The following is a 23,575-nucleotide window of genomic DNA, read 5'->3' on the forward strand; positions in this document are numbered from 1 at the left end:
AAGCGCACCTCGTGACCCTGGTCTCCCGTGGCAACCTGGCTTACGCCTGCCCATCGGACGCGGGCGGCTCGGAGCGGGCGATCCCGCGTGAAGTGGCGATCTGGACGTCGCGGCTCACGTGCTCGCCGGCCCGAGCCGTCGAGCCAAGGCAACCCGCACCCGAGAACCTGCCGCGACCTGCTTCGCCCGATCACAGGGGGCGGTAGTCGATCACACAGGACATCTGCCCGCGCCGAGCCGTCGCCCTTCAGCCGTACGGACCGCCGGTCACTCCGGCGCCGGGGGTCCGAGGCGAAGCCGCGCCGAGGTCTCGGGTTCGACCAGCCCGGGCAGCCGTTGCCGCCACATCGCGCGGACCCCGCCGAGGAGATCGTGCTCGCCGGCCGTCGCGCGGGCGACGAGGTGGGTGCCGGTGAACTCGGCGACCGTGCTCTCGGCGGCCGCTCGTACGTCGACGTCGCGGCGCAGCTCGCCCGCCCGGCGGGCCCGGCGCAGCAGGTCGCGGACCACCGCGAGCCAGCCGAGGAAGTGCGCGGGCGCGAGGACGTCGGCGAGCTCGGCGTGCAGCGGCAGCCGGACGCTCGCCCGGTAGGCCGGGTCGTGCTGCAGCCGCCGGGCGGCCTCGAACGTCAGCTCGACGAGGACCTGGGCCGGGCTGGCGTGCCGGGCGGACAGCCGGGCCGCCAGTTCCCACCACAGCGGGCAGTACCGCTCGATCACGGCCGCGGCCAGCGCCGCCTTGGACGGGAAGTGGCAGTAGAGCGCCCCTCTCGTCACTTCGGCTTCCTCGCACACCGACTCCAGTGTGGTCGCCGCGAACCCGGCCCGGCCGAAGATCACCGCCGCGGCGTCGACCAGTGCTTCGCGCGTCCTGCGGCCGCGAGCCGTGCCGGTCACGCCGAGGTGCCCACCCGGTGCGCGACCAGCCAGCACGAGTCGACGAGGTCCGCCTCGGCCGTGAGCGACACGGCGAACTCGAACGACGACTCGGCGCCGTCCGCCCTGGCCTGGCAGCGGACGCGGCCCAACACCACGACGGTGTCCTCCTCGCTGACCCAGCGGCCGACGGTGAGCCCGGCGACGGTCATCGCGGAATCGAACGCGGAAAGGAACGACTCGACCTGCCGCCGGGTACAGGTTTCGTCCGTGCCGTCCAGGTTGGCCGGGGTCGGGCCGTGCCATTCGACGCGGGGGGCGAGCAATTGCACGACCGCGGCGAAGTCGCCGGCGCCGAACCGCAGGAGCGCTTGCTGCGCGAGGACGATGGCGGCCGGATCCGGATGGCGGCAACGGTCCTGCAGAGCAGAGTTCACGGGTTCTCCCGGGATTCACGGCCGACGGCGGACAGGGCGCGGTCCGCCGGGGGCGGCCGAGCCGAAGGCGACGATACCGGAAAACCCGCGGCTTGCCGGACGCACAGGGTGATTCGTCAGGAAGAACGACGGCATTCGCAGGCCTTCTCTCCGCCATTTGCGGGCACCGCTCGCTCGGGTGGTCGCCATTACCCCCGGATGAGGGGAGAGTGACGCGGAATTCGCAGTGAATGGCCTCGGGAAATCGGTTGCCGGTTTGACCCGGTCCTTGAATGGGTCTTTTCGGTTGCCACATCCGGGGGTACCGGGGAGCGAAATGCCGCACTACTTTCGGTGCGGTGACGCCGGATTGGTGTCGCGAACGGGGAGGAATGACGAGTGGGTGACCATGCGAAATGGCCGGAATCGGCATTTCGGACACCAAGGGTCGTCGCCGGCCACGCCGGCACGGGTGATCGGGCGGGCATCGAGGTGGCCGGCGAGGGGGTGTGGCGATCGGTCCGGAGCGGATCCTCGAGGGGCTGCGCGGTGGCCGGCGGTGAGCTGGACGCCCGGGGTCGACCGCCGCGCCCGGCACCGGCCGGCTCCTGATCGGATACGGTCATTCGGCGCATGGATGGCTTGCGCCCCAACGGATCCCCGAGGATCAGCGTTCCATCTACCCGCCCCAGGGAGAGCGCCATGAGGAGACGGTCCGTACTGGTCGCCGCGGCATTGCCGGGCCTCCTGCTGCCGGCGGCACCCGTGGCGTCCGCCGAACCGGAGCCCAGGGCCGACGTGCCGCCGCAGGGGTGAGCACCACCCCGAACGCTGCCTCGGCGGGGCCGCCGAGGCAGCGTTCGGCGCGCCCGTGCCCAGGTGAGGGGAAACGGACCGTATCACCCGGTTGACGGTCTGCGCCCGGCGGCGGAAGCGGGAAGATCGCACCGGACCGGAGCACCGGACAACACACCAAGGGGAAGCATGCACTGCGTCACGACGCTCGTGGTGGACGACCAGCCCGTGCTGAGGTACGCGCTCCGGCAGCTGCTGCTCGACTACGCCGGGGTCCGGGCGGTGACCGAGGCCGGGACGGAGCGGGAAGCGTTGCGGCAATGCGAAAAGAACCACCCCGACATGGTCATCACCGAGCTGTCGATCGCCGGGAAGCCGGCGGGTGCGGCCATCTGCCAGTACGCCAGGGAACACCTCGACCGCGCGGCCGTGCTGGTGTTCGCCGGCGACTCCTCGCCGGCGGCGGTCGCCACGGCCCTGAACGCCGGCGCGGACAGCTTCGTGCACAAGTCGGCCAGCGGGACCCGGCTGATGGCCGCGGTGCGGTCCACGCTGGCCGGCGGGCGGGTCTGGGTACCGGCTGGGGAGACCGCGCCGCTGCTCACCGGCGCGGTGCCGTACGCCAGCGTGATGACCAAGCGCGAGGAGGACATCCTCGCGCTGATGCTCTGCCGGTGGTCGAACGACGAGATCGCCGGCGAGCTGCACCTGGCCCGGCAGACGGTGAAGAACTACGCCAGCCGGATCCTGCACAAGCTCGGGTTCTCGAGCAGGCGGGAACTGGTGCACGCGCTCGGCTTCCGGGCCGGACCGGTCCGCTGCGACGGGCCGTACCGCGGGCCGGAATGACCCCGGCGTGGTACCCCGGGTACCGCGGCCGGGTGAGACTCGGTACCCGCCGCATCCTGTGATCCGGAGATCTTTTTTCTAAGGTGGCCGGAGTGACCACTTCGGTGTCGGCGAGGAAGCCGTTCCCCGGGAGGCCGGTTCCGTGACCTTGCTCGGTGCACTGGTCGTCGCGCTCGCGCTCGGCGGGGTGCCGGCCCCGCCCGCCGCGGCGCCGCTGGTCAAGATCCACGAGGTGCTGGGCGGCCCGGCCGGGTACATCGTCCTGCGCAACGTCGGCACCGCCGCGGTGGACCTCGGCGGCTGGTCCGTGCGGTCGTGCACGGGCGGCCCGGCGCCGGTCGAGCTGGCGCTGCTGCCCGCCGGTGCCGAGATCGCCGCCGGCGGGCGTTTCCTGATCGCCGCCGCTGGGTTCGGCGGAACCGACGCCGTGGAGCTCGTCGTGCCGGAAGTGCCCGGTGACGGCCAGATGCTGCTGGACCACCGGCGGGCCCGCGCCGACGCCGTCGGCTGGACCGCGGCGTCGCCCTGCCGCGAACGCGAGGCGGCAACGGCGTGCCCGGGCCTCGCGGAATCGCGCGACGCAGCGAGCCGGGACACCGACGACAACCAGGCCGACTTCCGCTGTGTCCGAGCGCGGAACTGAATCCGGCGTGACGAGAAGAAAGGGGTGTCCGCGGTGCCCGCACAACGCAGGCGCAGCCAAAGAATGTCGTTCCGTTCGATGCGTGAACTGCTGGCCGAACAGCGGAGCGCGAAAGGCTGGTCGCAGGGTGACCTGGCGATGAGACTGCACGCCCTGTCCGGCAACGACAGCGTCACCCGGGAGGAGATTTCCCGCTGGGAGCGGGGAAAGCGCATCCCGGGCCCGTACTGGCGGAGCTGGCTGAGCCGGGTGCTGGACACGCCGTGCGCCGAACTGGAGCTGGCTGCGGCGGTGACCCGGTCGCGGCGCCGGTCGGCTGAGCGGGAAAGTACCGGATAACTGGCCCCTTCCGGCCCCGTCGATCTTCGTTGGATACTGGTCTGGTCATCGCGGAAATGGTTCCGCAATGGCGGACAGACGAGTTCGAAATCGAGTTAACGAATCTTCTGGAAAGGATTCAGTCATGCGTCGCATTCTGGCAGGATCGGCCATTCTGACCGCGTTGGCGGGCCTGGCGGCCGGTGGTGTGGCCGTCGCGACCGAAGCGCAGCCGGCCGTCTCGTCGTCGGTGGTCGTCAACGAGGTCTCGACCCGCGGCCCGAACGGCGCGACCGACGAGTTCATCGAGATCCGCAACGTGTCGAACCGCGCGCAGGACCTGACCGGCTACACGATCCGCGTCTTCGGCCCGGGCAACGCGGTTCTCGACACGATCACGCTGCCGGCGGGCATGGTCCTGCAGCCGAAGGGCAACCCCGGGCAGTTCGTGGTACTGACCGGCCAGAACTTCTCCGGCACGGTCTCCGACCAGACCAACGTGGTCCCGTTCTTCCTGGCCGGCGGCGAGGGCATCCCGTCCAACGGCGGCGTCGCGGTGTTCAGCCAGACGGGCATGAAGGTCGACGGGGTGGCGTTCAACGCGGCGGCCTCGACCCCGCGTGAGGGCCAGGCGGCCCTGCCCGAGACGGCGGCGACCGAGCAGCTGGCGGCGTCCAGCGCCCGCGACATCCTGAGCACGGACACCGACAACAACCGGCTCGACTTCTCGCTGCACCAGCGCACGCCCGGCATGGAGAACTGAGCCGGCCACACCGGCCAGGGCCCGGGCCGCAGCCCTCTCGGCCCGGACCTTGCCGGGTGCCGCGGTGTCTTGAACGAGTCGTTCAGGACACCGGAGGTCCTGAACGACTCGTTCAAGACCCGAGCCGGGTCGCCCGCCCGGCCGAGCCCCACCGTGGCCTGCCCCAGGCCGCGGCCGGTCGTGAGTTGCCGGGATCGCTCACGACCGGCCGTATCCACCATGGCCCGGGCCGCCCTCTTGGCCCGGGCCTTTCCCTGGCGGGGTGTCGCCGATGGCGACATCCCGCCATCGCAACCCATGTCGTTCCGGCAAAACCTCCCTCATCCTCGGGAAATCCCTCGCGGCGGCCGTGACCCACGGCCGCCGCCTGGCATCCAGGAGAGTGAGGTCCCGATGTCCCCTCACCGGCCCGGGCGACGCCAGCTGGCCGTCGTCGCCGCGATCGTCCTTTCCCTCGTGCCCGTTCCCGGGGCGGCGGCCGCCGCCCCGGCCGGACCGTCTCCCGCCGGCCGCGCCGCGGCCCACCGGGTCACCTTGCTCACCGGTGACGTCGTCACCTACGAACAGGACGGCGCGGGGCACCGCACCGCCCAGGTCGAACCCGCGCTCCGGCCCGACCGGCCGCGGCCCGCGTTCCACATCACGACGACGGCCGAAGGGCTGTTCGTCTACCCCTCGGACGCGCTTCCGCTGGTCGGCACCGGCGCGCTGAACAAAAACCTGTTCAACCTGACCGAACTCGTCGAAGACGGCCGGGACGACGCGGCTTCCGCGACGCTCCCGGTCATCGCGCGCTACGGCGGCCGGGCGGCGCTGTCCGCGCCGGCGTTGGAGGCGAAGGCGAAAGCGTTGCCGCGGACCCAGCGGCGGATTCCGCTGACCACGGCCAACGGCGTCGGCCTGCGGGTGGAGAAGGCCGGCGCGGCCGACTTCTGGCACTCGCTGGTGACCCGGGACGCGGCGGGCAAATCCGCGCTGGCGGCGGGCGTCTCGGACGTCCGGCTGGACCGCAAGGTCCGCGTGGCGCTGGACCGGAGCACCGCGCAGGTGGGTGCGCCGGTCGCGTGGCAGCGGGGCCTGACCGGGGCCGGGACGACGGTCGCCGTCGTCGACACCGGCATCGACGCCGAGCACCCGGACCTCGCGGGCAAGACGGTCGCCGCCGCCGACTTCAGCGGTGAAGGCGACGTCGCCGACCACCACGGTCACGGCACGCACGTCGCGTCGATCATCGGCGGCACGGGCGCGGCTTCCGGCGGGCGCTACAAGGGTGTCGCGCCGGACGCGAAACTGGTCGTCGCCAAGGTCTTCGACGCCTCGGGCGAAGGCGACACCGCGCAGGTGATGGCCGGGATCGACTGGGCCGTGGAACAGGGCGCGAAGATCGTCAACCTGAGCCTGGGCGCCGGGGTGAGCGACGGTTACGACCCGCTGAGCCAGCAGATCGACACGCTTTCGGCGAAGACCGGCACGCTGTTCGTGGTTGCCGCGGGCAACGCGGGCCCCGGCGAGCGGACCGTCACGACGCCGGGTTCGGCGTCGTCGGCGCTCACCGTGGGGGCGCTCGACCGCGACAACACCCTCGCGTGGTTCAGCAGCCGGGGCCCGCGCCTGCGCGACGCGGCGGTGAAGCCGGAGATCTCCGCCCCGGGCGTGGGCATCGCCGCCGCCCGGGCGGCCGGCACGTCGCTGGGCTCCCCGGTCGACGACTTCTACACGCGGGCGTCGGGTACGTCGATGGCCACGCCGCACGTCGCGGGCGCGGCGGCGATCCTGCTCCAGCAGCACCCCGGGCTGTCCGGCGAGGCGCTGAAGAACACGCTGGTCAGCACGGCCAAGGACGTCGGCCTGCGCTGGCACGAACAAGGCGCCGGGCTGCTCGACGTCGCCCGCGCGGTTTCGCAGGAGGCGAGCGGGACGGCGGTCGCGAGCTTCGGCCGCACCGAACGTCCGGCGGCGGCGCGGCTCGCGCGGACGTTGACCTACGTCAACACCGGGGACCGGCCGCTGGAGCTCACCCTGAAACTCCAGGTACGCCCGTGGGACGACAAGGCCGGCCCGCTGCCCGGGATGCGGCTGTCCGGCACGACGCTGTCCGTGCCTCCGAAGTCGACGAAGTCGGTGGAGCTGAGCGAAGACCCGGGCGAAGGCGCCGCCGGCGTCTACGGCGGCTCGGTGCTGGCCACGACCGCGGACGGCACCAGGCAGGTGCGCACCGCGGTGAGCGCGTACAACGCGGCGACGCTGTCGCCGGTCACGGTGCGCGTGCTGGACTCGGCGGGAGCACCCGCGGAGCTGGCTTCGGCGCAGCTGATCGACGACAGCGGGGGCAGCGGAAACCGCAACGATCCCTTCCTCGACCAAGTCAGCCAGCAGATCGACCTGGTGGGCGGGACCGGCCGGGTCGCCGTGCCCGCCGGACGGTACTCGGCACTGGGCTGGGTCGTCGAACGCGGCGCGGCGGGGCGCCGCTGGTCGGCCGTCAGCGCGTCCGCGGTGGCGATCTCGGCGCCGGCCGAAATCACGCTGAACGCGGCCACCGCCGTCCCGGCCGGGTTCGTCACCCCGGAGCCGGCCGACGTGCGCGACCGCACGGTGATGCTGCGGCGGGTGATCCCGCCGGCGCCGGGCACGAACGGCTACATCGGCGAAGCCGGGCTGTCGACGGGCGGCGCCCCGTGGGAGGTGCGGGTCGCCCCGGCGGCGGCCACGGCGACCGGCACGATTTCGTTGCAGGACAGCGCGGTCCTGTCCCCGGCGGCGGTGGATCTCCGGGCCGGGACGACCGTGCTGAATCCCGCCTACGACGTCGCGTCTTTGACGGCCAAGCTGCCGGGGGAACGGACACTGCCTGTCGTGTTCGCCGACGCGGCCGCCTTGCCCGGCACGGACGTCCGCGACAAAGCCGCCCTCGTCCGGATCCCGGCGGGTTCGCCCGACGACGTCTTCGCGAGCGCGTCGAACGCGGCCCGGGTGGTGGCCGCCGCGGGCGGGACCGCGATGATCCCCTACGTCGGCGCCGCGGGCGCGCCGCCGATCCCGGGCCTGACGAGCACGGTGGTGCCGACGCTTTCCCTGGGATCCGACCAGGGTGAGGCGCTGCGTGCGGCGACGTCGGTGCACCTGGTGGTGCGCGCGGCTCCCGGCGCGATGTACAACCTCAGTTACTTCGATCGCAACGGCGTGCCGAAGGACCTGGTGCGGCGGGTCGACCGGGCGTCGCTGGTGGCCACGAAGACGACCTACCACGCCGACCGGCCGGGCCTGAGCGGGCAGAAGAACTGGTACGCGTTCCCGACCGGTTCCTGGAAGACGCAGCTGGTCCAGGGCACGAAGATCCCGGTGCCGGGATCGTGGACGGAATACACCGGGCCGGGCGACGACCGGCTGGTCTGGAAGCGCGTGGTGACGTTGTCCGGCACCGACAGCACGGGCAGGCGGGCGTCCCTGGCGATGAACCAGCAGGGCGGCTACCGCCCGGGAGAGCGGTCGAGGCCCGACGAGCACTGGTTCCGCGCGGCGCTGCACAGCACGGCGGTGGAGCTGCCGCCCGACCACCCGGCCCGCTACCCGGCGACGGCGAACGGCTGGACGGTGCTGTGCTCACTGTGCCGCGGCGGTGAAGATCCGGACCAGTTCGTGCCGGCACTGCAGTGGACCGACGGCGCTCACTACACGAGCCCGTACGAAAACGCCCGGTACTTCACGGGGACGACGGCGCGCCTGTTCCGGGACGGCCGCGAACTGCCGAGGTCCAACGCGGGCGATCCGCTGGCGTTGTTCCCGGTGTTCCGGCTGGCCCCGGAGCGGGCGGCCTACCGGCTGGACGTCACCGACGTGATGCCGGCCCAGGCCCAGGTGGGAACGCCCAGCGGGGTGCTGTTCCAGAACGCGCCGAGGACCGACACGTCGTGGACGTTCACCTCGGAGCGCTCGGCGACAGCAGTCCCGGCCGGGTTCTCGTGCTACCAGGGTGGCACGGCCTGCGCGTTCCAGCCCCTGATCCAGCTGGACTACCGGCTCCCCCTGGACGCGGCCGACCACGCTCCGAGCGCGTTCACGTTCTCGGTGGCGGCGGCGTCCCACTCCGGCGCACGAGGCGGCGGCCCGGTGACCCAGCTGAGGGTGTCGTCCTCAGTGGACGACGGCCGCACGTGGACGCCGGCGCTCGCGAAGCCCCAAGGCGACGCGGTGTGGACGGTGACGGTGAACCAGCCGGCCGGATCCGTGTGGCTGCGCGCGGAAGCACGGGACGGCTCGGGGAACACGGTGACGCAGACGGTCCAGCGGGCGTACGAGATCACTCCCTGACGTCGGGGGGAGGCAGCGCGACCCACCCCCGCGCGGCGGCTTGCAGCCCGGCTTGGAATCGGGTGCCGGCACCGAGCTGGGTCATGAGGTTCCGCAGCCGGCGCTGGAAGGTCCGGTAGCTCATGCCGAGCTGTTTGGCGATGCTGCGGTCGGGCAGACCGGTGGTGAGCAGCGCGAGCAGCCGGGCGTCGTCGACGGACAGGACGCCCGGCTGTTCGGCCGCGGGAAGCCGAAGGGGAAGGCCTTCCCGCCAGAGCAGCCCGAAGAGCGCACCGAGGGCATCGAGCAAGGCACACCGCCGGATGACGAGTGCGGTCCGGACTTCGGGGAGATCCGACCGCAACGGAACGAGCCCGAAGTCCTGGTCGACGAGAATCATCTTGACCGGCGCTCGGGCGACCACGCGGGCTTCCTCACCGAGCACGAGCCCGGCTTCGAGATCGGTGGGAAGATCGTGCAGTTCGAGGGCGCTCCGGTCGTAAACTCCCCGGAACCGCACACCGCGTTCGAGCAGCTCCCGCTCGGCAGGGTGCAGGACGGTGGGAGGCTGGGCGTAGGGCGGCTTGTCGACGAAGGTGACCTCCTGTTTGGCCTTTCGCAGCAGTTGGTCGGCCCGCTCGGCAATGCGGTCGTTGCCGTGGACGACTTCGACGAGGTCGCCGGAGTGCCGCACGGAGGCGTTCCGGAAGCGCTGATCGAGCCGTTCGGCGACCAACCGGGCGGCGGCGAGTTCTTGGTCTTTCCGGCTGAGCATCGCTTCGAGGGCGACATCGGGTTGGACGGGTGCGTAGGCCTTCGGAGTGCCGGGAAGCCGCGCGAGCAGGCCCTTGCGGGTGAGGGCCTCGAGAATGGACAGAAGTTCGTCATGGGGCAGGGCGGTAGCTTCCCGGATCTCGGCGAAGGTCATCGACCCGGAGCCGGCAAAGACCTGGTAGACGTCGAGGTCGGCTTCACGCAGACCGATGATCTCGAGCATGGCCCTCCCGATCTCCCCGGGTTCGCGTGACAGTAGCGCCGTTCGGGGGCGGGGAAGAGGTACGGAAGGTACTCAGGTCCTTGGTCCCGGCCGACGTCTCTCCGCCGTTCACGACGGCAACCAGGACACCTCTTCGGGGAGGTTGATGCCGGAGCGGCTCGCGTCGGTGATGGCGGTCTGGAAGGCGACGGCCGCGGGCGCCAGCGGCCGGTGCGGGACGCGGACAACGGCGATGCTGCGTTCGGTGCGGGGAGCGCCGAGCGGCCGGTGTTCGAGTCCGGCGAACGTCATGAGCGGCAGGACGAGTCCTGGTACGGCGGTCACGCCGAGGCCGGCGGCGACGAGACCGGCGACCGCGCTGATGTTGCGGGCCTCGATGGCGTCGCGCGGGCGGGTGCCTGCCGCGGTGAAGGCCCGGTCGAGGTGCTGGCGGATGCTCGTGGTGCGGTCGAAGGCGATGAACGCCTCGGCCGTGAGGTCGGTCCAGGTGACCTCCGCGACCTCGGTGAAGGGGTGGCCCTTCGGGAACACGCAGCAGAACCGGTCGGTGGCGACGGGGGTGACCAGCAGGTCGTCGATGGGATCCGTGGTCGCCGACACGACGGTCACGGCCAGGTCGACGTCACCGGCGCGGACGCGATCGAGCACCTCGGTGGCGAGGGCGTCCTCGATGGACAGGACGACGCCGGGGTGGTCGCGGTGGTAGGCGGAGACGATGGCGGGCAGCAGGATCGCGGCCAGGGACGGCAAGGTCGCCACGCGGACCCGGCCGCGCTGGCCGTCGAGGAAGCCGGCGAAGTGGCGCAGGTTCGCGTCGAACGACGCCACCGTGAGGCGGGCGATCGCGACGAACTCGCGGCCTTCGGCGGTCAGTTCGAGCCGCCTGGTCGTGCGTTCGAAGATCGCCACCCCCAGGCGCCGCTCGACTTCGAGCACGGTCCTGGACAGTGACGACTGCGCCTGCAGCAGCACCTCCGCCGCCGAGGTGAAGCTGCCGGCGTCGTGCACGGCGAGCACGACGCGGAGCTGCTGCAGTGTCAGGTCCATGCGCACGGCTCATCAATCTATCGAAGATTGATGCTTGCCGCGAGAGGTGGCGGCTGGGGAAGGTGAGCACACTCGAAGGAGGTCAAGGATGCTCGCCGCGAGTGGCTTCGTCACGATCGCGCTGTTCCTGGTGGCGGTACTGTCCCGCCGGGTTTCGGTGCTCATCGCGCTGACCGCGCTCCCGCTCCTCGTCGCGGTGGTCACCGGGCACGGCGGCGCCCTCGGCACGCTGGTCGGCGGCGGTCTCCTCAAGGTCGCCCCGGTCGCGATCATGATCACGTTCGCGGTGCTGTACTTCAGCCTGATGATCGACGTCGGGCTGTTCGACCCGGCCGTCGCGCGGGTGCTGCGGTGGGCGAAGGGCGACCCGCTGAAGATCACCGTCGGCACCGCGGTGCTGACCCTGCTGGTCGCGCTCGACGGCGACGGCGCGTCGACGTTCCTGATCACCGTGTCGGCGCTGTTGCCGATCTACCGGCGGCTCGGCATGCGGCGGCTCGTCCTCGCCGGCGTGGTCTGTCTCGGCGCCGGGGTGATGAACATGGTCCCGTGGGGCGGCCCGACCGCCCGGGCCATGGCGGCGCTGCACCTGACCTCGGGCGACATCTTCGTGCCGGCGATCCCGGCGATGGTGGCGGGCATCCTGTGGGTGCTGGTCGCGGCGTTCTTCATCGGACGGTCGGAACGCAAGCGGCTCGGCGTCGTCGAACTGGACGAGGTCGTGCCCGCACCCGAGCCGCGGGCCGGCTGGGCCCGCGTCCGGTTCTGGTTCAACGTGGTCCTGACCCTCGCGCTGGTCGTGGTGCTGCTCGCCCAGTGGTTCCCGCTCGAGGTCGTCTTCGTGATCGCGTTCGTCATCGCGGTGATCGTGAACCGGCCGAAGTGGGAGCAGCAGCAGGAGCTGTTCGCGAAACACGGCACCAACGTCGTGCTGGTCACGACGATGATCTTCGCCGCAGGCGTGTTCACCGGGATCCTCGGCGGCACCGGCATGATCGGGGCGATGGCGAAGTGGCTCGTCGGCATCATCCCGCACGGCGCGGGCAGCGCGCTGCCGGTGATCGTGGCCGTCACGAGCATGCCGCTGTCGCTGGTGTTCACCCCGGACGCCTACTACTTCGGGGTGCTGCCGGTGCTGGCGGAGACCTCGGCGGGGTTCGGCGGCAGCGCGGCCGAGGTCGGGAGGGCGGCCATCCTCGGGCAGATGACCACGGGGTTCCCGCTCAGCCCGCTGACCGCGTCCACGTTCATCCTGGTCGGCATGAGCGGCGTCGACCTGGGCGCCCATCAGCGGTTCATCTTCAAATGGGCGTTCGGCACGACGCTGGTCATGACCGTCGTCGCGCTCGTGACCGGCGCCATCTCGTTCTAGCCGGGGAGAGATCGCTTGGACACCACCAGGATCGGCAGCGGGGCGGGGTTCTCCGGCGACCGGGTCGAGCCGGCGGAGGACCTCCTGCGCCGCGGGGACCTGGCCGACATCGTGCTCGAGTGCCTCGGCGAGCGGACAGTCGCGCTCGCGCAGCAACGCAGGCTGGCCGACCCGGCACTCGGCTACGAACGCCGGTTGCCGGCCCGGTTCTCCCGGCTGCTGCCGCCGGCCCTGGGCAACGGCGTGCGGATCGTGACGAACATGGGTGCGGCCAACCCGCTCGCGGCGGGCCGGGTCACCCGGGACCTCCTGGACGCGCGCGGGCTCGGGGGCCGGGTCGCGGTCGTCACCGGCGACGACGTGCTCGCCGGCCTGGACCTGGACGCCCCGGCGTGGGAGACCGGGAAACCGCTGCGCGAGCACGGCGAGATCGTGTCGGCCAACGCGTACCTGGGTGCCGACGCGCTGCTCCCCGCACTGTCCGCCGACGTGGTGATCACGGGCCGGGTGGCGGACCCCTCGCTGTTCGTCGCGCCGCTCGCCGACCGCCTCGGCTGGGACGTGGGCGACCTGCCGAGGATCGCCGCGGGCACGGTCGTCGGGCACCTCCTCGAATGCGCGGGACAGCTGACCGGGGGCTACTTCGCCGACCCCGGCTTCCAGGACGTGCCGGACCTGCCCGCGCTGGGGTTCCCCTTCGCGGACGTCGAGCCGGACGGCACCGCCCTGCTCGGGAAGCTGCCCGGCACCGGTGGCCGGCTGTCCCGCGCGACCGTGCGCGAACAGCTGCTCTACGAAATCACCGACCCCGCCGCCTACCTGACCCCGGACGTGACACTGGACGTGCGTGGTTTGTCGGTGACCGAGACCGGCGCCGACGCGGTGCGCGTGGCGGGCGCGCGCGGGACCCCGCGACCCGGATCGCTCAAGGTGAGCGTCGGCTACCGGGCGGGGTCCAAAGTGGAGGCGGAGATCTCCTACGCCGGTCCGAACGCCGCCCGCCGCGGCGCGCTCGCCGCCGAGGTCGTCACCACCCGGCTGGCCGGCGTGCCACTGCGTGCCGAAGTACTCGGAGGCGAGACCGACTGCCGGCTGCGCGTGGCCGCGATCAGCCACGACCGGGACGTCCTCGAACGCGTCGGCGACGAGGTGGAGTCCTTGTACACCAACGGTCCCGCCGGCGGCGGAGGCGTGCGTGTGCACCTCAGCGAGGTGATCGGAATAGTGTCGACCCTCATCCCGCGCGACGCCGTCCGCCCGGCCGTGACTTTCCTGGAGGCGCCCGATGCTGCTGCATGACCTGGCTCATTGCCGCGCGGGCGACAAGGGCAACGTGGCGACCCTGTCGGTGTTCCCCCGCGACGACGGCGACTACGAGCTGCTGGTGCGGACCCTCACGGTGGACCGGGTCCGGGCCCACCTCGCCGAGTACGTCGCGGGTGAGGTCGTCCGCCACGAGCTGCCCGGGCTGTGCGCGCTGCACTTCGTCTGTCACGAGGTCGTCGACGGCGGCGTCACGACGTCGCTGGCGCTGGACACCCACGGCAAGTCGCTCAGCTCACGCCTGCTGTCCCTGGAGGTCGGCGCGACTGGGCGAACAGCCAGTCGATGACGACGTCGTTCTCGTAGGTCTGGCCCCAGGCGAAGTGCGGGCTGGGTGCCGTCGTCCCCGCTGTGTAGCTCGTGAACAGTACGTGGCTGTCGGCGGCGCGGGCCTCGCGCAGCAGTGCGCGCGAGCGGGCCTCGAACTCGGCCTTGGGCAGGTTGTTGGCCCACTCGCCGCGGGTCACCTTGGTGCCGGTGGCCTCGAGCGCGTTCATCAGCGTCCAGGTGCCGGGTTTGCCGAACCGGCCTTCCCGGTAGGGCACGACCGGGTCGTCGATCGAGTGGTCCGCCCACAGCGGGACGCGCGTGATCTTGTCCATGGCGGACACCTCGCCCCAGCCGGACGTGGGCAGGGCCGCGGCGAACTTGCCGGGGTACTTCGGCAGCAGGTGGTAGATCCCGCGTCCGCCGGAGGACAGGCCGACGAGGTAGATCCGGTCGGGGTCGACGGGTTCGCGGGCCGCGAAGGTGTCGATGAGCTCGACGGTCGCCGCGTTGACCCGGGCGTCGGTCCAGTCGGTGCCGTCCGGGCCGTCCATCGGGCGGGGGAGCGGGATCTGGGGAGCGAGGACGAACGCGGGGTTCGTGTGCTGCCGTTCCGGTTTCGCGAAGGTGACCGCGATCCGGTTGCCGGTCAGCTGGGTCATGTCGTTGTCGGCGACCTCGCCGCCGCCGTGCAGGGTGACCACGAGGGGGAGGCGCCGGTTTCCCGTTTCCGGTCGGTAGAGCCGGAACCTCAGCTCGAACCCGGTCGAGTCGACGAACGAGCCCGCGGAGAAGCGGTCGACGACCGGGTTGAGCACGCCGTCGTTGCGGATGGCGAACGGGGCCGCCGGGAGAACGACCGCACCGCCGGGAGTTTTCAGGTCCTCGACCTGCCGGATCGCGTACGCCCGGTCGAGCGGGATCGGGTCGGCGGCGCCCGCGGCGCGCGCGTTGGGGTCCGCCGGATCCAGCTCGATGACCACGTAGTCGCCCGGCCGGCTCCGCTCGGCCACCTCCGGCGCGGTGTTCGTGTAGGCCCGGGTGACCTTCCGGGGCGCCTTCTGGCCGCCGACCGTGGCGATGACCTCGAACGCGGCCGGCGCGATCGTGCCGCCCCGCAGGTCGACGGGCTCGGCGTACCGGACGGCGACGGCGGTGACCCGCCAGTTGTCGCGCGGTGTCACGGTGGTGATGAGGTCGGCGCCCACGGCCGGATTCTGCCCGCGCCTCCCCGCCGGGCTCGCCGCGGCCGGCGAACTCGTGCTCACGATCCGGGCACTGGCCGCACCGGCGGCCAGTGCGAGTGCACCCCGTCTCGAAATCCCGGTCATGCGTACCTCGTCTCCTCGTTGAGCGACGGTCCACCAACGAGTCTGGTGCCGGGCGACGACCGCGGTCCAACACCGGCATCCGATCAATCGATGCGGTACACGCATGAACGGTGCCCGGCCGTGAAGGCCTCCTTACCGGCTCTTATGGCCGGTAAGGAGGCCTTCACGGCTTTTGGCCCGCGCCACCGTCCCGTTCACAGGTGCGGCGTCGCGGCCAGCAACTCGCGGGTGTACGCGTGCGACGGCGCGTCCAGCACCTCCCGGACCGGCCCTTCTTCGACGATCGCGCCGTCCTGCAGCACCGCGATCCGGTCCGCGACCTCGCCGGCCAGCGCGATGTTGTGCGTGACGAACAGCATCGCCATCCCCAGCTCCCGGCGCAGCTCGCCCAGCAGCTCGACGATCGTCGCCTGCACCGAGACGTCCAGCGCCGACGTCACCTCGTCGCACACCAGCACGTCCGGCGTGGTGACCAGCGCCCGCGCGATCGCGGCCCGCTGCCGTTCGCCGCCGCTGAGCTGGTCCGGCAGCCGGTCGGCCTGCTCCCGCCCGAGCCGGACCCGGTCGAGCACCTCGCCGACCCGCGCCCGGCGCTGCGACCGCGACATCGACGTCAGCCGCGTCAACGGAACCTCGATCGACTGCGCGACGGTCTTGCGCGGGTTGAGCGAGGAGAACGGGCTCTGGAAGACGTACTGGATCCGGCGCCGCTGCTCGTCGGACCGCTGCCGGGTGGAGGGCTCGAGCGCGGTGCCCGCCAGCGAAACCGTCCCGGTGTAGGAGTCCGTCAGCCCCGCGATGCACTGGGACAGCGTCGTCTTCCCGGATCCCGACTCGCCCAGCAGCATCAGGCACTCGCCCCGTGCCACCGAGACGTCGACCCCGCGCAGCACCACGTGCCGTCCATAGGAGACGGACACACCCCGCGTCGAGAGCACCGCATCCGCCGCGGGCGGCGGCACGGAAGTGGCGTCCGGATCGGGCACGGCGTCCAAGAGCCGCCGCGTGTAGGCATGAGACGGCGTCCGCAACACCGTCGGCGCCGGGCCGCACTCGACGATCGAGCCGTGGTACAGCACCGCGACGCGGTCGGCGATCTCGGCGACCACCGCCAGGTCGTGGGTGATGTACAAGGCGGCGACCCCGTGCTCCGCGGCCAGCGACCGGACCGTCTTCAGGACCAGGGACTGGGTGACGACGTCCAGTCCGGTCGTCGGCTCGTCCAGGACCACGACGGCCGGCCGGCACGCGAACGCCATCGCGATGCCGACGCGCTGCTGCTGCCCGCCCGAGAGCTGGTGCGGATAGCGCCGCCGGTCCGCCGGGTCCGCCGGCAGCCCGACCTCCGCCAGCACCGAGCCGACGCGGTCCTCGACCGAGCCCGGGTAGCCGTGCGTCTCGAGGACTTCGGCGATCTGCCGCCCGATCCGCAGCGCCGGGTTGAGCGACAAGGCCGGGTCCTGCGGGATGTAGGCGACCGTGCTGCCGCGCAGCCGTCGCCGGTCCTCGGCGTCCAGGGAGAGGACGTTGGCGCCGCCCACGGTGACCTGTCCGCCGGTCACCGTCAGCCCGCGCCGGAAGTGCCCGAGCGCGGCGAGCCCGGCGGTGGTCTTGCCGGACCCGGACTCGCCGACCAGTGCCAGGACCTCGCCGGGCGCGACCTCGAACGACACATTGTCCAAAACGGATACTCCGGCCGCGGTGCGCACCGCGAGCCCGGTCACCGCCAAGGCGTTCATGGGCGGGCCTCCCGCTTCCGGCCGGCGGCGGCCGCGGCCAGCGCGTCGGCGACGAGGTTGGTTCCGACGGCCAGCGCGGCGATCGCCAGCACCGGCAGCAGCACGCCCCAGGGCTGGACGACCAGCGCGATCCGGTTCTCGTTGATCATCAGGCCCCAGTCGGCGGCCGGCGGCTGGATGCCCAGGCCGAGGAACGACAGCGACGCGATGTACCCGATCGAGTACGTCAGCCGCAGCCCGAGCTCGACCATGAGCGGCCCGGTGATGTTCGGCAGGATCTCGCGCAGCAGGATCCGCGACCGCGGGACCGCGTACATCTCGGCGGCGCGGATGTAGTCGTGGCCCGTCACCGCGAGCGTCGCCTGCCGGGCGACGCGCGCCGTGCGGGGTGCATGTGTCAGCCCGATGACCAGCACGAGCAGCCAGCCCTCCGGCCCGATCACCGCGATCGCGAGCAGGGCGATCACCAGCTGCGGGAAGGACAGCAGGACGTCGTTGCCGCGCATCAGCAGGCTGTCGAGCCGGCCGCCGCCGTACCCGGCGACCATGCCGAGCAGCGCGCCCACGACGATCCCGAGCGCGGTCGCGAGCACGGCGTAGAGCAGCAACGTCGTCCCGCCGGCGAGGAACCGCGTCAGGACGTCGCGGCCGAGGCCGTCGGTGCCGGCCACGCCGTCGGGCTTGAACGGCTTCCCGGCGAAATCGGTCGTGGTGTGCCCGGTCAGTACCGGGCCGAGCCACGGCCCGAGCAGCGCGATGAGCACCACGACGAGGGCGAGCGCCGTCCCGATCTTGGCCTGCGGGAACGTCCACGCGGTGCGGAAGAGTCCGCCGGAGCGGGCCGGCGGTGCGGACTCGGTGACGCTGCCGGGGAGTTCGACGGCGGTCATCGGCTTGCCTCCGTCCTGAGTTTCGGGTCGGCGAGGATGCCGACGACATCCGCGAGGAGGTTCACCACGATGTAGACGCCGGCGATGAGCAGCGTGATCGCCTGGACGACGGCGACGTCCCGCTTGGCGACCGCGTCGATGAGCGCCTGGCCGATGCCGGGGTAGCGGAACAGGAACTCGACGACCACGACGCCGCCGGCGAGCCACGCCAGCTGCAGCGCGACGACCTGCGCGACCGGGCCGATCGCGTGCGGCAGGGCGTGCCGGACCAGCACCGTCCGCTCGCGCACGCCCTTGAGCCGGGCCATCTCGACGTACCCGCTGTCGAGGACCTCGTTCATGGTCGCCCGCATCATCCGCGTGATGTAGGGCGTCACGACCAGGACGAGCGTGAGCACCGGCAGCACGAGCTGGGCCGGCTGGCGCCACACCGCTTCGCCGGGCGGGGTGATCGTCACCGACGGGAAGATCTTGAACACCGTCGTGGAGAGCAGCACCACCAGCGCGACGCCGATGACGAACTCCGGCAGCGCGGCGATGACCAGGCTCACCCCGGAGATCACCTGGTCGGTGGGGCGGTCGCGGCGGATCGCGCTCCACGTGCCGAGGCCGAGCCCGAGCGGGGTGGCGAGCACGGCGGCGATCACCAGCAGCACCAGCGATGCCGAGATCCGGTCGCCGATCAGGGCCGTCACCGGGCCCTGGGTGGACGTCGACGTGCCGAGGTCGCCGGTGAACACCCCGCCGAGCCAGTCGAGGTAGCGCTCCCACACCGGCAGGTCGAGGTGCAGCTGGTGCTGCAGCGCCGCGATGCGCTCGGGGGTGGCCTGCTGGCCGAGGATGGCTCGCGCGGGGTCGCCGGGCAGCAGCAGCGTGGCGACGAAGACCAGCAGGGACACCACCCAGAGCACGAGAACGCTGACGAGCAGGCGGCGCAGGATCAGTCCGGTCATCTCACGCCTCCCCGCTCGTGCCGAGCCAGGCGGTGCGGAACTGGTAGCCGCTCAGCGAGACGCCGGTGCGGTCCGGGACGAGCCCGGCGACGTACTTCTGGTGGGCGTCGACCTGGTTGACGAAGCCCCAGATGATCAGTCCGCCGCGGTCGTACTCGATCTTCTGCGCCTGTTTCAGCAGGTCCGCCCGGACGTTCGGGTCCACTGTGGACCCGGCTCGGGTGACGAGGTCGATGAATTCCGGGTCGTGCCAGTGCGTCTCGTTGTACGGCGACTTCGGCAGCGATCCGTTCGCGACCTGGGGGAGGTAGTTGCGGGTGTACCAGAAGTCCTGGGCGAAGTCCCAGGACAGGTAGTTCTCGCCGTAGAACGTCGTGGTGTCGAGCTTGCGGATCCGGACGGTGATCCCGGCCGCCTTGGCCTGCTGCTGGAAGACCTGCGCCGCTTCGACCGCGCCGGCCTGGATCGGCGCGGTGACCAGCTCGACGTCCAAAGTGGAGTGCCCGGCCTCGGCGAGCAGCCGTTTGGCCGCGTCGACGTCCTGCTTGCGCTGGGGGAGCTCCTTGGCGTACGCGGGGTCGAAGGGCGCGTAAAGGTCGTTGCCGAGCCTGCCCTGCCCGCTGAGGACCTGGTTGATCATCTGCTCCCGGTCGACGACCAGGCGCAGGGCCTGGCGCACCCGGACGTCGTCGAATGGCGGCCGGTCGACCCGCATGGTGAACGGCAGCCACGTGCCGGTTTCGGCGGCGAGGACCTGGATCCGCGGGTCGCTGCGCAGGACGTCGACCAGGGCCACCGGTACCTGGTCGATGGCGTCCACCTGGGACGAGAGCAGGGCGTTGATGCGGGCGTCGTCGTCGGCGAAGTTGATCAGCACCAGTTCGTCGAGGTAGGGCTGCCCGGGGCGCCAGTAGTGTTCGTTGCGGGTGAAGGTGCTCTGCAGCCCGGCGGTGAACGAGCCCGCCTTGAACGGGCCCGTGCCGATCGGGTGCTTCGGGTCGAAGTCCGCCGGGACGATGCCGAGCGCGTACTGGCCGAGCAGGTCGTCGAAGCCCGCGTTCGGCGCGTTCAACCGGAATTCGACGGCCCGGTCGCCGCTCGGCACCACCTCGGCGAGCATGGTCAGGCCCGCGGCGCCGGTCTTCGGGTCCTTCGGGTCCATGATCCGCTTGAAGGTGGCGACGACGTCGGCCGGCGTGACCGGGCGGCCGTCGTGGAACTTGACGCCGTCGCGCAGGACGGCGGTCCACGTCCGGGCGTCCGGCGACGACGTCAGCGACTGCGCGACCACCGGCTGCAGGCGGTAGTCGTGGTCGCGGAGCAGCAGCGGTTCGTAGAGGTTGATGACCCGCGCGATGTCCGGGTTGGTCGCCGGGGTGTGCGGGTCGAGGGTGTCGGACGCGCCGCCGCCGGTGACGCCGACGCGCAGCCGGCCGCCGGGGCGGGGCGGCCCGGTCGGCACCGGGGCCGCGTACGTCGTGCCGCAGCCGGCGGCCAGCACGGCGACCCCGGTGGCGGCCAGGAACCGGCGCCGGGTGAGGGGACTCCATCGCTCTTCCATGGTGGGGACTTCCGGTGGGAGCGGGTGTTCGGGTCAGGCGATGGCGCGCCCCGCGTAGTCCGGGACCGGATTGAGGTAGCCGCGCAGCCGCTCCGCGATGTCGGCGGGAAGCGGCGAGGCCCTGCTCTCGGTGACGTGGATCGCCAGGACCTCCTCGGTGGCGACGAGGTCCCCGGCGACGCGCAGTTCGTGGCAGAGCCGGACCTTCTTCCCGCCGGCGTCGAGCACTCTCGTCGTGACCTCCAGTTCGGCGTCCGGGCCGACTTCCCGCAGGTACCGGAGGTGCGCCTCCACGGTGTACAGCGAGGAACCGCTGAGCTGGAGGCCGAGGCCGACGGTGTGCATCAGGTGCGTCGTCGCGTCGCCGAAGACCAGGACGTAGTAGGGCTCGGACAGGTGGCCGTTGTAGTCGATCCATTCCGGACGGACGCGGTCGCGGTAGGACAGCTCAGCCACCACGCGCCTCCCCGACCGCGCGCTGGATGGCGATGATCGCCCGGTCGCGCTCGGCGATGAGGTCCGCGATCGTGCGGTCCCCGGCCTCGGCTTCGCAGCCCTCGACGACGGCGTCGCGGAGCTCGGCGGTCAGCTCCGGAGCGTCGAGGCGGGTCCACGGCGCCTTGAGGGACGGCCCGAAGTGGTCGAGCATGTGCGCCATGCCGCCCTCGCCGCCCGCGAGGTGGAAGGTGAGCATCGGGCCCTGGACCGGCCAGCGCAGGCCGGGGCCGGCGGTGATGGCGGTGTCGATCTGCTCGACCGTCGCCTCGCCGTTCGCGACCATGTGCAGAGCTTCGCGCCACAGCGCCTCCTGCAGGCGGTTGGCGACGAAGCCGGGGAGCTCGCGGTCCAGGGTGAGTACGGTCTTGCCGACCCGCCGGTAGAAGCCGGCGGCGCGCTCGACGGCCCACGCCTCGGTGCGTTCGCCGCCGACGACCTCGACCAGGGGGATGAGGTAGGGCGGGTTGAAGGGGTGCCCGACGACGAGCCGCTCCGGCGTCCGCGCGTCCGCCTGCATCTCGGTCATGCCGTAGCCGGACGTCGAGGAGGCGATGACGATCCCGGCCGGCGTCACGGCGTCGATCTCGGCCAGGAGTTTCCGCTTGAGCGGGAGGTCTTCGGGGGCACTCTCCTGGACGAAGGTCGCGTCGGCGACCGCCTCGGCGAGGGTGGGCGCGACGACGAGGTTGTCCCGGCTCGCCCCGTCGGCCAGGCCGAGCGAGGTGAGCGCGGGCCAGGCGGCGTCGACCAGCCGCTTCAGCTTCGCCTCGGCGTCCGGTGCCGGATCCCAGGCATGGACCCGGAAGCCCCGCGCGAGGAAGTGCGCGACCCAGCCGCCGCCGATCACGCCGGCGCCGACGCACGCGACCGTCTCAGGCATGGACGCGCTCCTTCAGGCCGAGGATCTCGCGGGCGCGGGAAGCGCTTACCACGGTGGCGCCGAGGTCCTGGACGATCCCGACCGCGCGTTCCACGAGCTGTCCGTTGGTCGCCTTGACGCCCTTGCTCAGATACAGGTTGTCCTCAAGGCCGACCCGGACGTGCCCGCCCAGCAGCACGGACTGCGCGACCCACGGCATCTGGTCCCGCCCGATGGCGAACGACGCCCACTGCGCGTTTTCCGGGAGCAGGTTGACCATCGCCTGCAGCAGACCGGGATCCGGTGGCGCGCCGTAGGGGATGCCCATGCAGAGCTGGAAGAGCGGGGGAGCGTCGATCAGGCCCTCTTCGACCATTTTGGACGCGAACCACAGGTGCCCGGTGTCGAAGATCTCCAGCTCGGGCTTGACGCCGAGTTCCTGGATCCGCTGGGCGCCTGCCCGCAGCATGTCCGGAGTGGACACGTAGAGCTGGTTGCCTTCGCCGAAGTTGAGGGAGCCGCAGTCGAGGGTGCAGATGTCCGGGAGCAGTTCCTCGACGTGGGGGAGGCGGTCCATGGCGTTGACGAGGTCGGTGCCGTCGACGGGCTTGAGCGGGTCGTCGACGTCGAGGACGAGGTCGCCGCCCATGCCCGCGGTCAGGTTGATGACGACGTCCACATCGGACTCTTTCACCAGCCGCACGACCTCGCGGTAGAGCGCGACGTCCCGGGACGGCGACCCGGTTTCGGGGTCCCGGACGTGGATGTGCACGACGGCCGCCCCGGCGTTCGCGGCCTCGACGGCACTCGCGGCGATCTGCGCGGGCGTGACCGGCACGTGCGGGCTCCGGCCGACGGTGTCCCCGGCGCCGGTGAGGGCGCAGGTGACGATGACCTCGTGGTTCATCAGTCCCCTTTCACGATGGACCTCTCGATGAAGTCGTGCAGGTGTTCCCGCATGCTCTCGGCCGTGCTGCCCGGACGGCCGGTCAGCACCTGGATGCCGAGGCCGTCGATCAGCGCCGTGAGCCGGGTGGTCGCCGCTTCCGGGTCGGTCACCGCGAACACGCCCTGCTCGCACCCGGTGCGGATGGTCATGGCGATCGTGCGTTCCCAGCGGCTGATCGAGTCGTGGTACAGCGAGCGGAAGGACGGGTCGAGCGCGACCTCGTTCCACACCTGCAGCCACACCGACCACTCGGCGCGCAGGACGCCGTCGGTGGGCAGCTGCAGCTCGACCAGGCGGCACAGCCGCTCGTGGGCGTCGTCGATCGAATGCAGCTCCGCCACCTGGCGGTCGAACGCGAGCTTCACGTTGCGCCGCAACGCTTCGTTGAGCACCTCGGTCTTGCTCGGGAAGTGGTAGTGGATGGCCGCGGTGCTCGTGCCGCACGCCTCGGCGATGTCGGCGATGCGCACCTTGTGGTAGCCGCGTTCGGCGATCAGCGCCCAAGCCGTCTCGAGGATGCGGCGGCGCGGCTCGGACTGGGCGAGGTGGTCGGGATCGTCGCTCGCCGGGCGGGCGGCCGGCGCGGGCACCGCCGTGACGGTGACCGCGTCGTCGCTGCCGTTGAGCAGCCAGTTGACCGTGACGCCGCAGTGCTCGGCGACGCGGACCAGTTCGTGCGGCGAGAACCGGCGCGTGCCGTTCAGCGCCTTGGACAGCTTGGTCTCGTCGAGCCCGATGGCGGCGGCGAACTCCCGCTGGGCCCCCGGCATGGTCTTGACCAGGCCGCGGACCCGGTCCCGCAGCTCGGCGGTTTCGTCCATGCCAGGAGACGGTAACCC

The 23,575-nt window shown here is 71.8% G+C and carries 21 protein-coding genes; 8 read left to right on the top strand and 13 right to left on the bottom strand.

What is annotated here, in order from left to right; genetic code table 11:
- Positions 1–267 precede the first annotated feature (267 nt).
- Both AB0G28_RS19900 and AB0G28_RS19905 read right to left on the bottom strand, forming a co-directional pair.
- A complete protein-coding gene (locus AB0G28_RS19900) occupies positions 268–897 on the bottom strand; it encodes a ScbR family autoregulator-binding transcription factor (RefSeq protein WP_361090515.1) in 630 nt (209 codons plus the stop codon).
- Positions 894–1,313, bottom strand: a complete 420-nt coding sequence (locus AB0G28_RS19905) for a nuclear transport factor 2 family protein (protein WP_361090518.1) — start codon at positions 1,311–1,313, stop codon at positions 894–896. The genes AB0G28_RS19900 and AB0G28_RS19905 overlap by 4 nt, the downstream gene beginning before the upstream one ends.
- Positions 1,314–2,276: 963 nt before the next feature.
- On the opposite strand from AB0G28_RS19905, the gene AB0G28_RS19910 reads away from it, so the two are divergent.
- From AB0G28_RS19910 to AB0G28_RS19930, 5 genes are all read left to right on the top strand, one after another.
- The gene (locus tag AB0G28_RS19910; protein WP_361090521.1) at positions 2,277–2,936 is read left to right on the top strand and encodes a response regulator transcription factor; all 660 of its coding nucleotides are present in this window, start codon (positions 2,277–2,279) and stop codon (positions 2,934–2,936) included.
- Between the two features lie 142 nt (positions 2,937–3,078).
- Complete coding sequence (locus AB0G28_RS19915; RefSeq protein ID WP_361090524.1) at positions 3,079–3,579, top strand: lamin tail domain-containing protein; 501 nt, start codon at positions 3,079–3,081, stop codon at positions 3,577–3,579.
- A gap of 78 nt (positions 3,580–3,657) precedes the next feature.
- Positions 3,658–3,918 carry a helix-turn-helix transcriptional regulator gene (locus AB0G28_RS19920; protein ID WP_361090527.1) on the top strand — a complete coding sequence of 87 codons (261 nt, stop codon included), beginning with the start codon at positions 3,658–3,660 and terminating at the stop codon, positions 3,916–3,918.
- A 124-nt stretch (positions 3,919–4,042) separates the two neighbouring features.
- A complete protein-coding gene (locus AB0G28_RS19925; RefSeq protein ID WP_361090530.1) occupies positions 4,043–4,660 on the top strand; it encodes a lamin tail domain-containing protein in 618 nt (205 codons plus the stop codon).
- A gap of 393 nt (positions 4,661–5,053) precedes the next feature.
- Positions 5,054–8,971 (top strand): S8 family serine peptidase, encoded by a 3,918-nt coding sequence (locus tag AB0G28_RS19930; protein ID WP_361090533.1) that lies wholly within the window; start codon positions 5,054–5,056, stop codon positions 8,969–8,971.
- Here the strand turns inward: AB0G28_RS19930 and AB0G28_RS19935 are convergent.
- Both AB0G28_RS19935 and AB0G28_RS19940 read right to left on the bottom strand, forming a co-directional pair.
- Positions 8,961–9,947, bottom strand: coding sequence for a helix-turn-helix domain-containing protein (locus AB0G28_RS19935; RefSeq protein WP_361090536.1), 987 nt, complete (start codon positions 9,945–9,947; stop codon positions 8,961–8,963). The two genes, AB0G28_RS19930 and AB0G28_RS19935, sit on opposite strands and share 11 nt — an antisense overlap.
- Before the next feature lie 108 nt (positions 9,948–10,055).
- Positions 10,056–10,994: a LysR family transcriptional regulator gene (locus tag AB0G28_RS19940; RefSeq protein ID WP_361090538.1), complete on the bottom strand. Its 939-nt coding sequence runs from the start codon at positions 10,992–10,994 to the stop codon at positions 10,056–10,058.
- Positions 10,995–11,082: 88 nt separating this feature from the next.
- On the opposite strand from AB0G28_RS19940, the gene AB0G28_RS19945 reads away from it, so the two are divergent.
- From AB0G28_RS19945 to AB0G28_RS19955, 3 genes are read left to right on the top strand one after another with little or no spacing between them, the layout of a single operon-like run.
- Positions 11,083–12,366 carry a citrate:proton symporter gene (locus tag AB0G28_RS19945; RefSeq protein WP_361090541.1) on the top strand — a complete coding sequence of 428 codons (1,284 nt, stop codon included), beginning with the start codon at positions 11,083–11,085 and terminating at the stop codon, positions 12,364–12,366.
- 15 nt (positions 12,367–12,381) lie between these two features.
- Positions 12,382–13,665 (top strand): acyclic terpene utilization AtuA family protein, encoded by a 1,284-nt coding sequence (locus tag AB0G28_RS19950; RefSeq protein WP_361090544.1) that lies wholly within the window; start codon positions 12,382–12,384, stop codon positions 13,663–13,665.
- Positions 13,652–13,978 carry a hypothetical protein gene (locus AB0G28_RS19955; protein ID WP_361090547.1) on the top strand — a complete coding sequence of 109 codons (327 nt, stop codon included), beginning with the start codon at positions 13,652–13,654 and terminating at the stop codon, positions 13,976–13,978. Before AB0G28_RS19950 ends, AB0G28_RS19955 begins: the two co-directional genes overlap by 14 nt.
- Here the strand turns inward: AB0G28_RS19955 and AB0G28_RS19960 are convergent.
- The 9 genes from AB0G28_RS19960 to AB0G28_RS20000 form a co-directional block, all read right to left on the bottom strand.
- Positions 13,920–15,164, bottom strand: coding sequence for an alpha/beta hydrolase-fold protein (locus AB0G28_RS19960; protein WP_361090550.1), 1,245 nt, complete (start codon positions 15,162–15,164; stop codon positions 13,920–13,922). The genes AB0G28_RS19955 and AB0G28_RS19960 overlap by 59 nt on opposite strands.
- Positions 15,165–15,481: 317 nt before the next feature.
- On the bottom strand, positions 15,482–17,026 hold the full coding sequence (locus AB0G28_RS19965; RefSeq protein ID WP_361090553.1) for an ABC transporter ATP-binding protein: 1,545 nt from the start codon (positions 17,024–17,026) through the stop codon (positions 15,482–15,484).
- Positions 17,023–17,916, bottom strand: coding sequence for an ABC transporter permease (locus AB0G28_RS19970; RefSeq protein ID WP_361090556.1), 894 nt, complete (start codon positions 17,914–17,916; stop codon positions 17,023–17,025). The genes AB0G28_RS19965 and AB0G28_RS19970 overlap by 4 nt, the downstream gene beginning before the upstream one ends.
- The gene (locus tag AB0G28_RS19975) at positions 17,913–18,869 is read right to left on the bottom strand and encodes an ABC transporter permease (protein ID WP_361090559.1); all 957 of its coding nucleotides are present in this window, start codon (positions 18,867–18,869) and stop codon (positions 17,913–17,915) included. The genes AB0G28_RS19970 and AB0G28_RS19975 overlap by 4 nt, the downstream gene beginning before the upstream one ends.
- 1 nt (position 18,870) lies before the next feature.
- Entirely contained in the window at positions 18,871–20,430 is a 1,560-nt protein-coding gene (locus tag AB0G28_RS19980) for an ABC transporter substrate-binding protein (RefSeq protein WP_361090562.1), read from the bottom strand.
- A 33-nt stretch (positions 20,431–20,463) separates the two neighbouring features.
- Positions 20,464–20,886: a thioesterase family protein gene (locus tag AB0G28_RS19985; protein WP_361090565.1), complete on the bottom strand. Its 423-nt coding sequence runs from the start codon at positions 20,884–20,886 to the stop codon at positions 20,464–20,466.
- Positions 20,879–21,808 carry a 3-hydroxyacyl-CoA dehydrogenase NAD-binding domain-containing protein gene (locus tag AB0G28_RS19990; RefSeq protein WP_361090567.1) on the bottom strand — a complete coding sequence of 310 codons (930 nt, stop codon included), beginning with the start codon at positions 21,806–21,808 and terminating at the stop codon, positions 20,879–20,881. The genes AB0G28_RS19985 and AB0G28_RS19990 overlap by 8 nt, the downstream gene beginning before the upstream one ends.
- Positions 21,801–22,694 carry a 3-keto-5-aminohexanoate cleavage protein gene (locus tag AB0G28_RS19995; protein ID WP_361090569.1) on the bottom strand — a complete coding sequence of 298 codons (894 nt, stop codon included), beginning with the start codon at positions 22,692–22,694 and terminating at the stop codon, positions 21,801–21,803. The genes AB0G28_RS19990 and AB0G28_RS19995 overlap by 8 nt, the downstream gene beginning before the upstream one ends.
- Positions 22,694–23,557: a TetR/AcrR family transcriptional regulator gene (locus AB0G28_RS20000; protein WP_361090572.1), complete on the bottom strand. Its 864-nt coding sequence runs from the start codon at positions 23,555–23,557 to the stop codon at positions 22,694–22,696. Before AB0G28_RS20000 ends, AB0G28_RS19995 begins: the two co-directional genes overlap by 1 nt.
- Positions 23,558–23,575 lie beyond the last annotated feature (18 nt).

The sequence above is a fragment of the Amycolatopsis sp. NPDC021455 genome (assembly GCF_040640995.1).
Classification (GTDB): domain Bacteria; phylum Actinomycetota; class Actinomycetes; order Mycobacteriales; family Pseudonocardiaceae; genus Amycolatopsis.

What these genes read in the sequence shown, in the direction of transcription:
- AB0G28_RS19990 (WP_361090567.1), bottom strand. Translation starts at nt 21,808, where the DNA reads ATGCCTGAGACGGTCGCGTGCGTCGGCGCCGGCGTGATCGGCGGCGGC.
- AB0G28_RS19970 (WP_361090556.1), bottom strand. Translation starts at nt 17,916, where the DNA reads ATGACCGCCGTCGAACTCCCCGGCAGCGTCACCGAGTCCGCACCGCCG.
- AB0G28_RS19965 (WP_361090553.1), bottom strand. Translation starts at nt 17,026, where the DNA reads ATGAACGCCTTGGCGGTGACCGGGCTCGCGGTGCGCACCGCGGCCGGA.
- AB0G28_RS19910 (WP_361090521.1), top strand. Translation starts at nt 2,277, where the DNA reads ATGCACTGCGTCACGACGCTCGTGGTGGACGACCAGCCCGTGCTGAGG.
- AB0G28_RS19975 (WP_361090559.1), bottom strand. Translation starts at nt 18,869, where the DNA reads ATGACCGGACTGATCCTGCGCCGCCTGCTCGTCAGCGTTCTCGTGCTC.
- AB0G28_RS19940 (WP_361090538.1), bottom strand. Translation starts at nt 10,994, where the DNA reads ATGGACCTGACACTGCAGCAGCTCCGCGTCGTGCTCGCCGTGCACGAC.
- AB0G28_RS20000 (WP_361090572.1), bottom strand. Translation starts at nt 23,557, where the DNA reads ATGGACGAAACCGCCGAGCTGCGGGACCGGGTCCGCGGCCTGGTCAAG.
- AB0G28_RS19925 (WP_361090530.1), top strand. Translation starts at nt 4,043, where the DNA reads ATGCGTCGCATTCTGGCAGGATCGGCCATTCTGACCGCGTTGGCGGGC.
- AB0G28_RS19945 (WP_361090541.1), top strand. Translation starts at nt 11,083, where the DNA reads ATGCTCGCCGCGAGTGGCTTCGTCACGATCGCGCTGTTCCTGGTGGCG.
- AB0G28_RS19955 (WP_361090547.1), top strand. Translation starts at nt 13,652, where the DNA reads ATGCTGCTGCATGACCTGGCTCATTGCCGCGCGGGCGACAAGGGCAAC.
- AB0G28_RS19995 (WP_361090569.1), bottom strand. Translation starts at nt 22,694, where the DNA reads ATGAACCACGAGGTCATCGTCACCTGCGCCCTCACCGGCGCCGGGGAC.
- AB0G28_RS19980 (WP_361090562.1), bottom strand. Translation starts at nt 20,430, where the DNA reads ATGGAAGAGCGATGGAGTCCCCTCACCCGGCGCCGGTTCCTGGCCGCC.
- AB0G28_RS19930 (WP_361090533.1), top strand. Translation starts at nt 5,054, where the DNA reads ATGTCCCCTCACCGGCCCGGGCGACGCCAGCTGGCCGTCGTCGCCGCG.
- AB0G28_RS19935 (WP_361090536.1), bottom strand. Translation starts at nt 9,947, where the DNA reads ATGCTCGAGATCATCGGTCTGCGTGAAGCCGACCTCGACGTCTACCAG.
- AB0G28_RS19920 (WP_361090527.1), top strand. Translation starts at nt 3,658, where the DNA reads ATGCGTGAACTGCTGGCCGAACAGCGGAGCGCGAAAGGCTGGTCGCAG.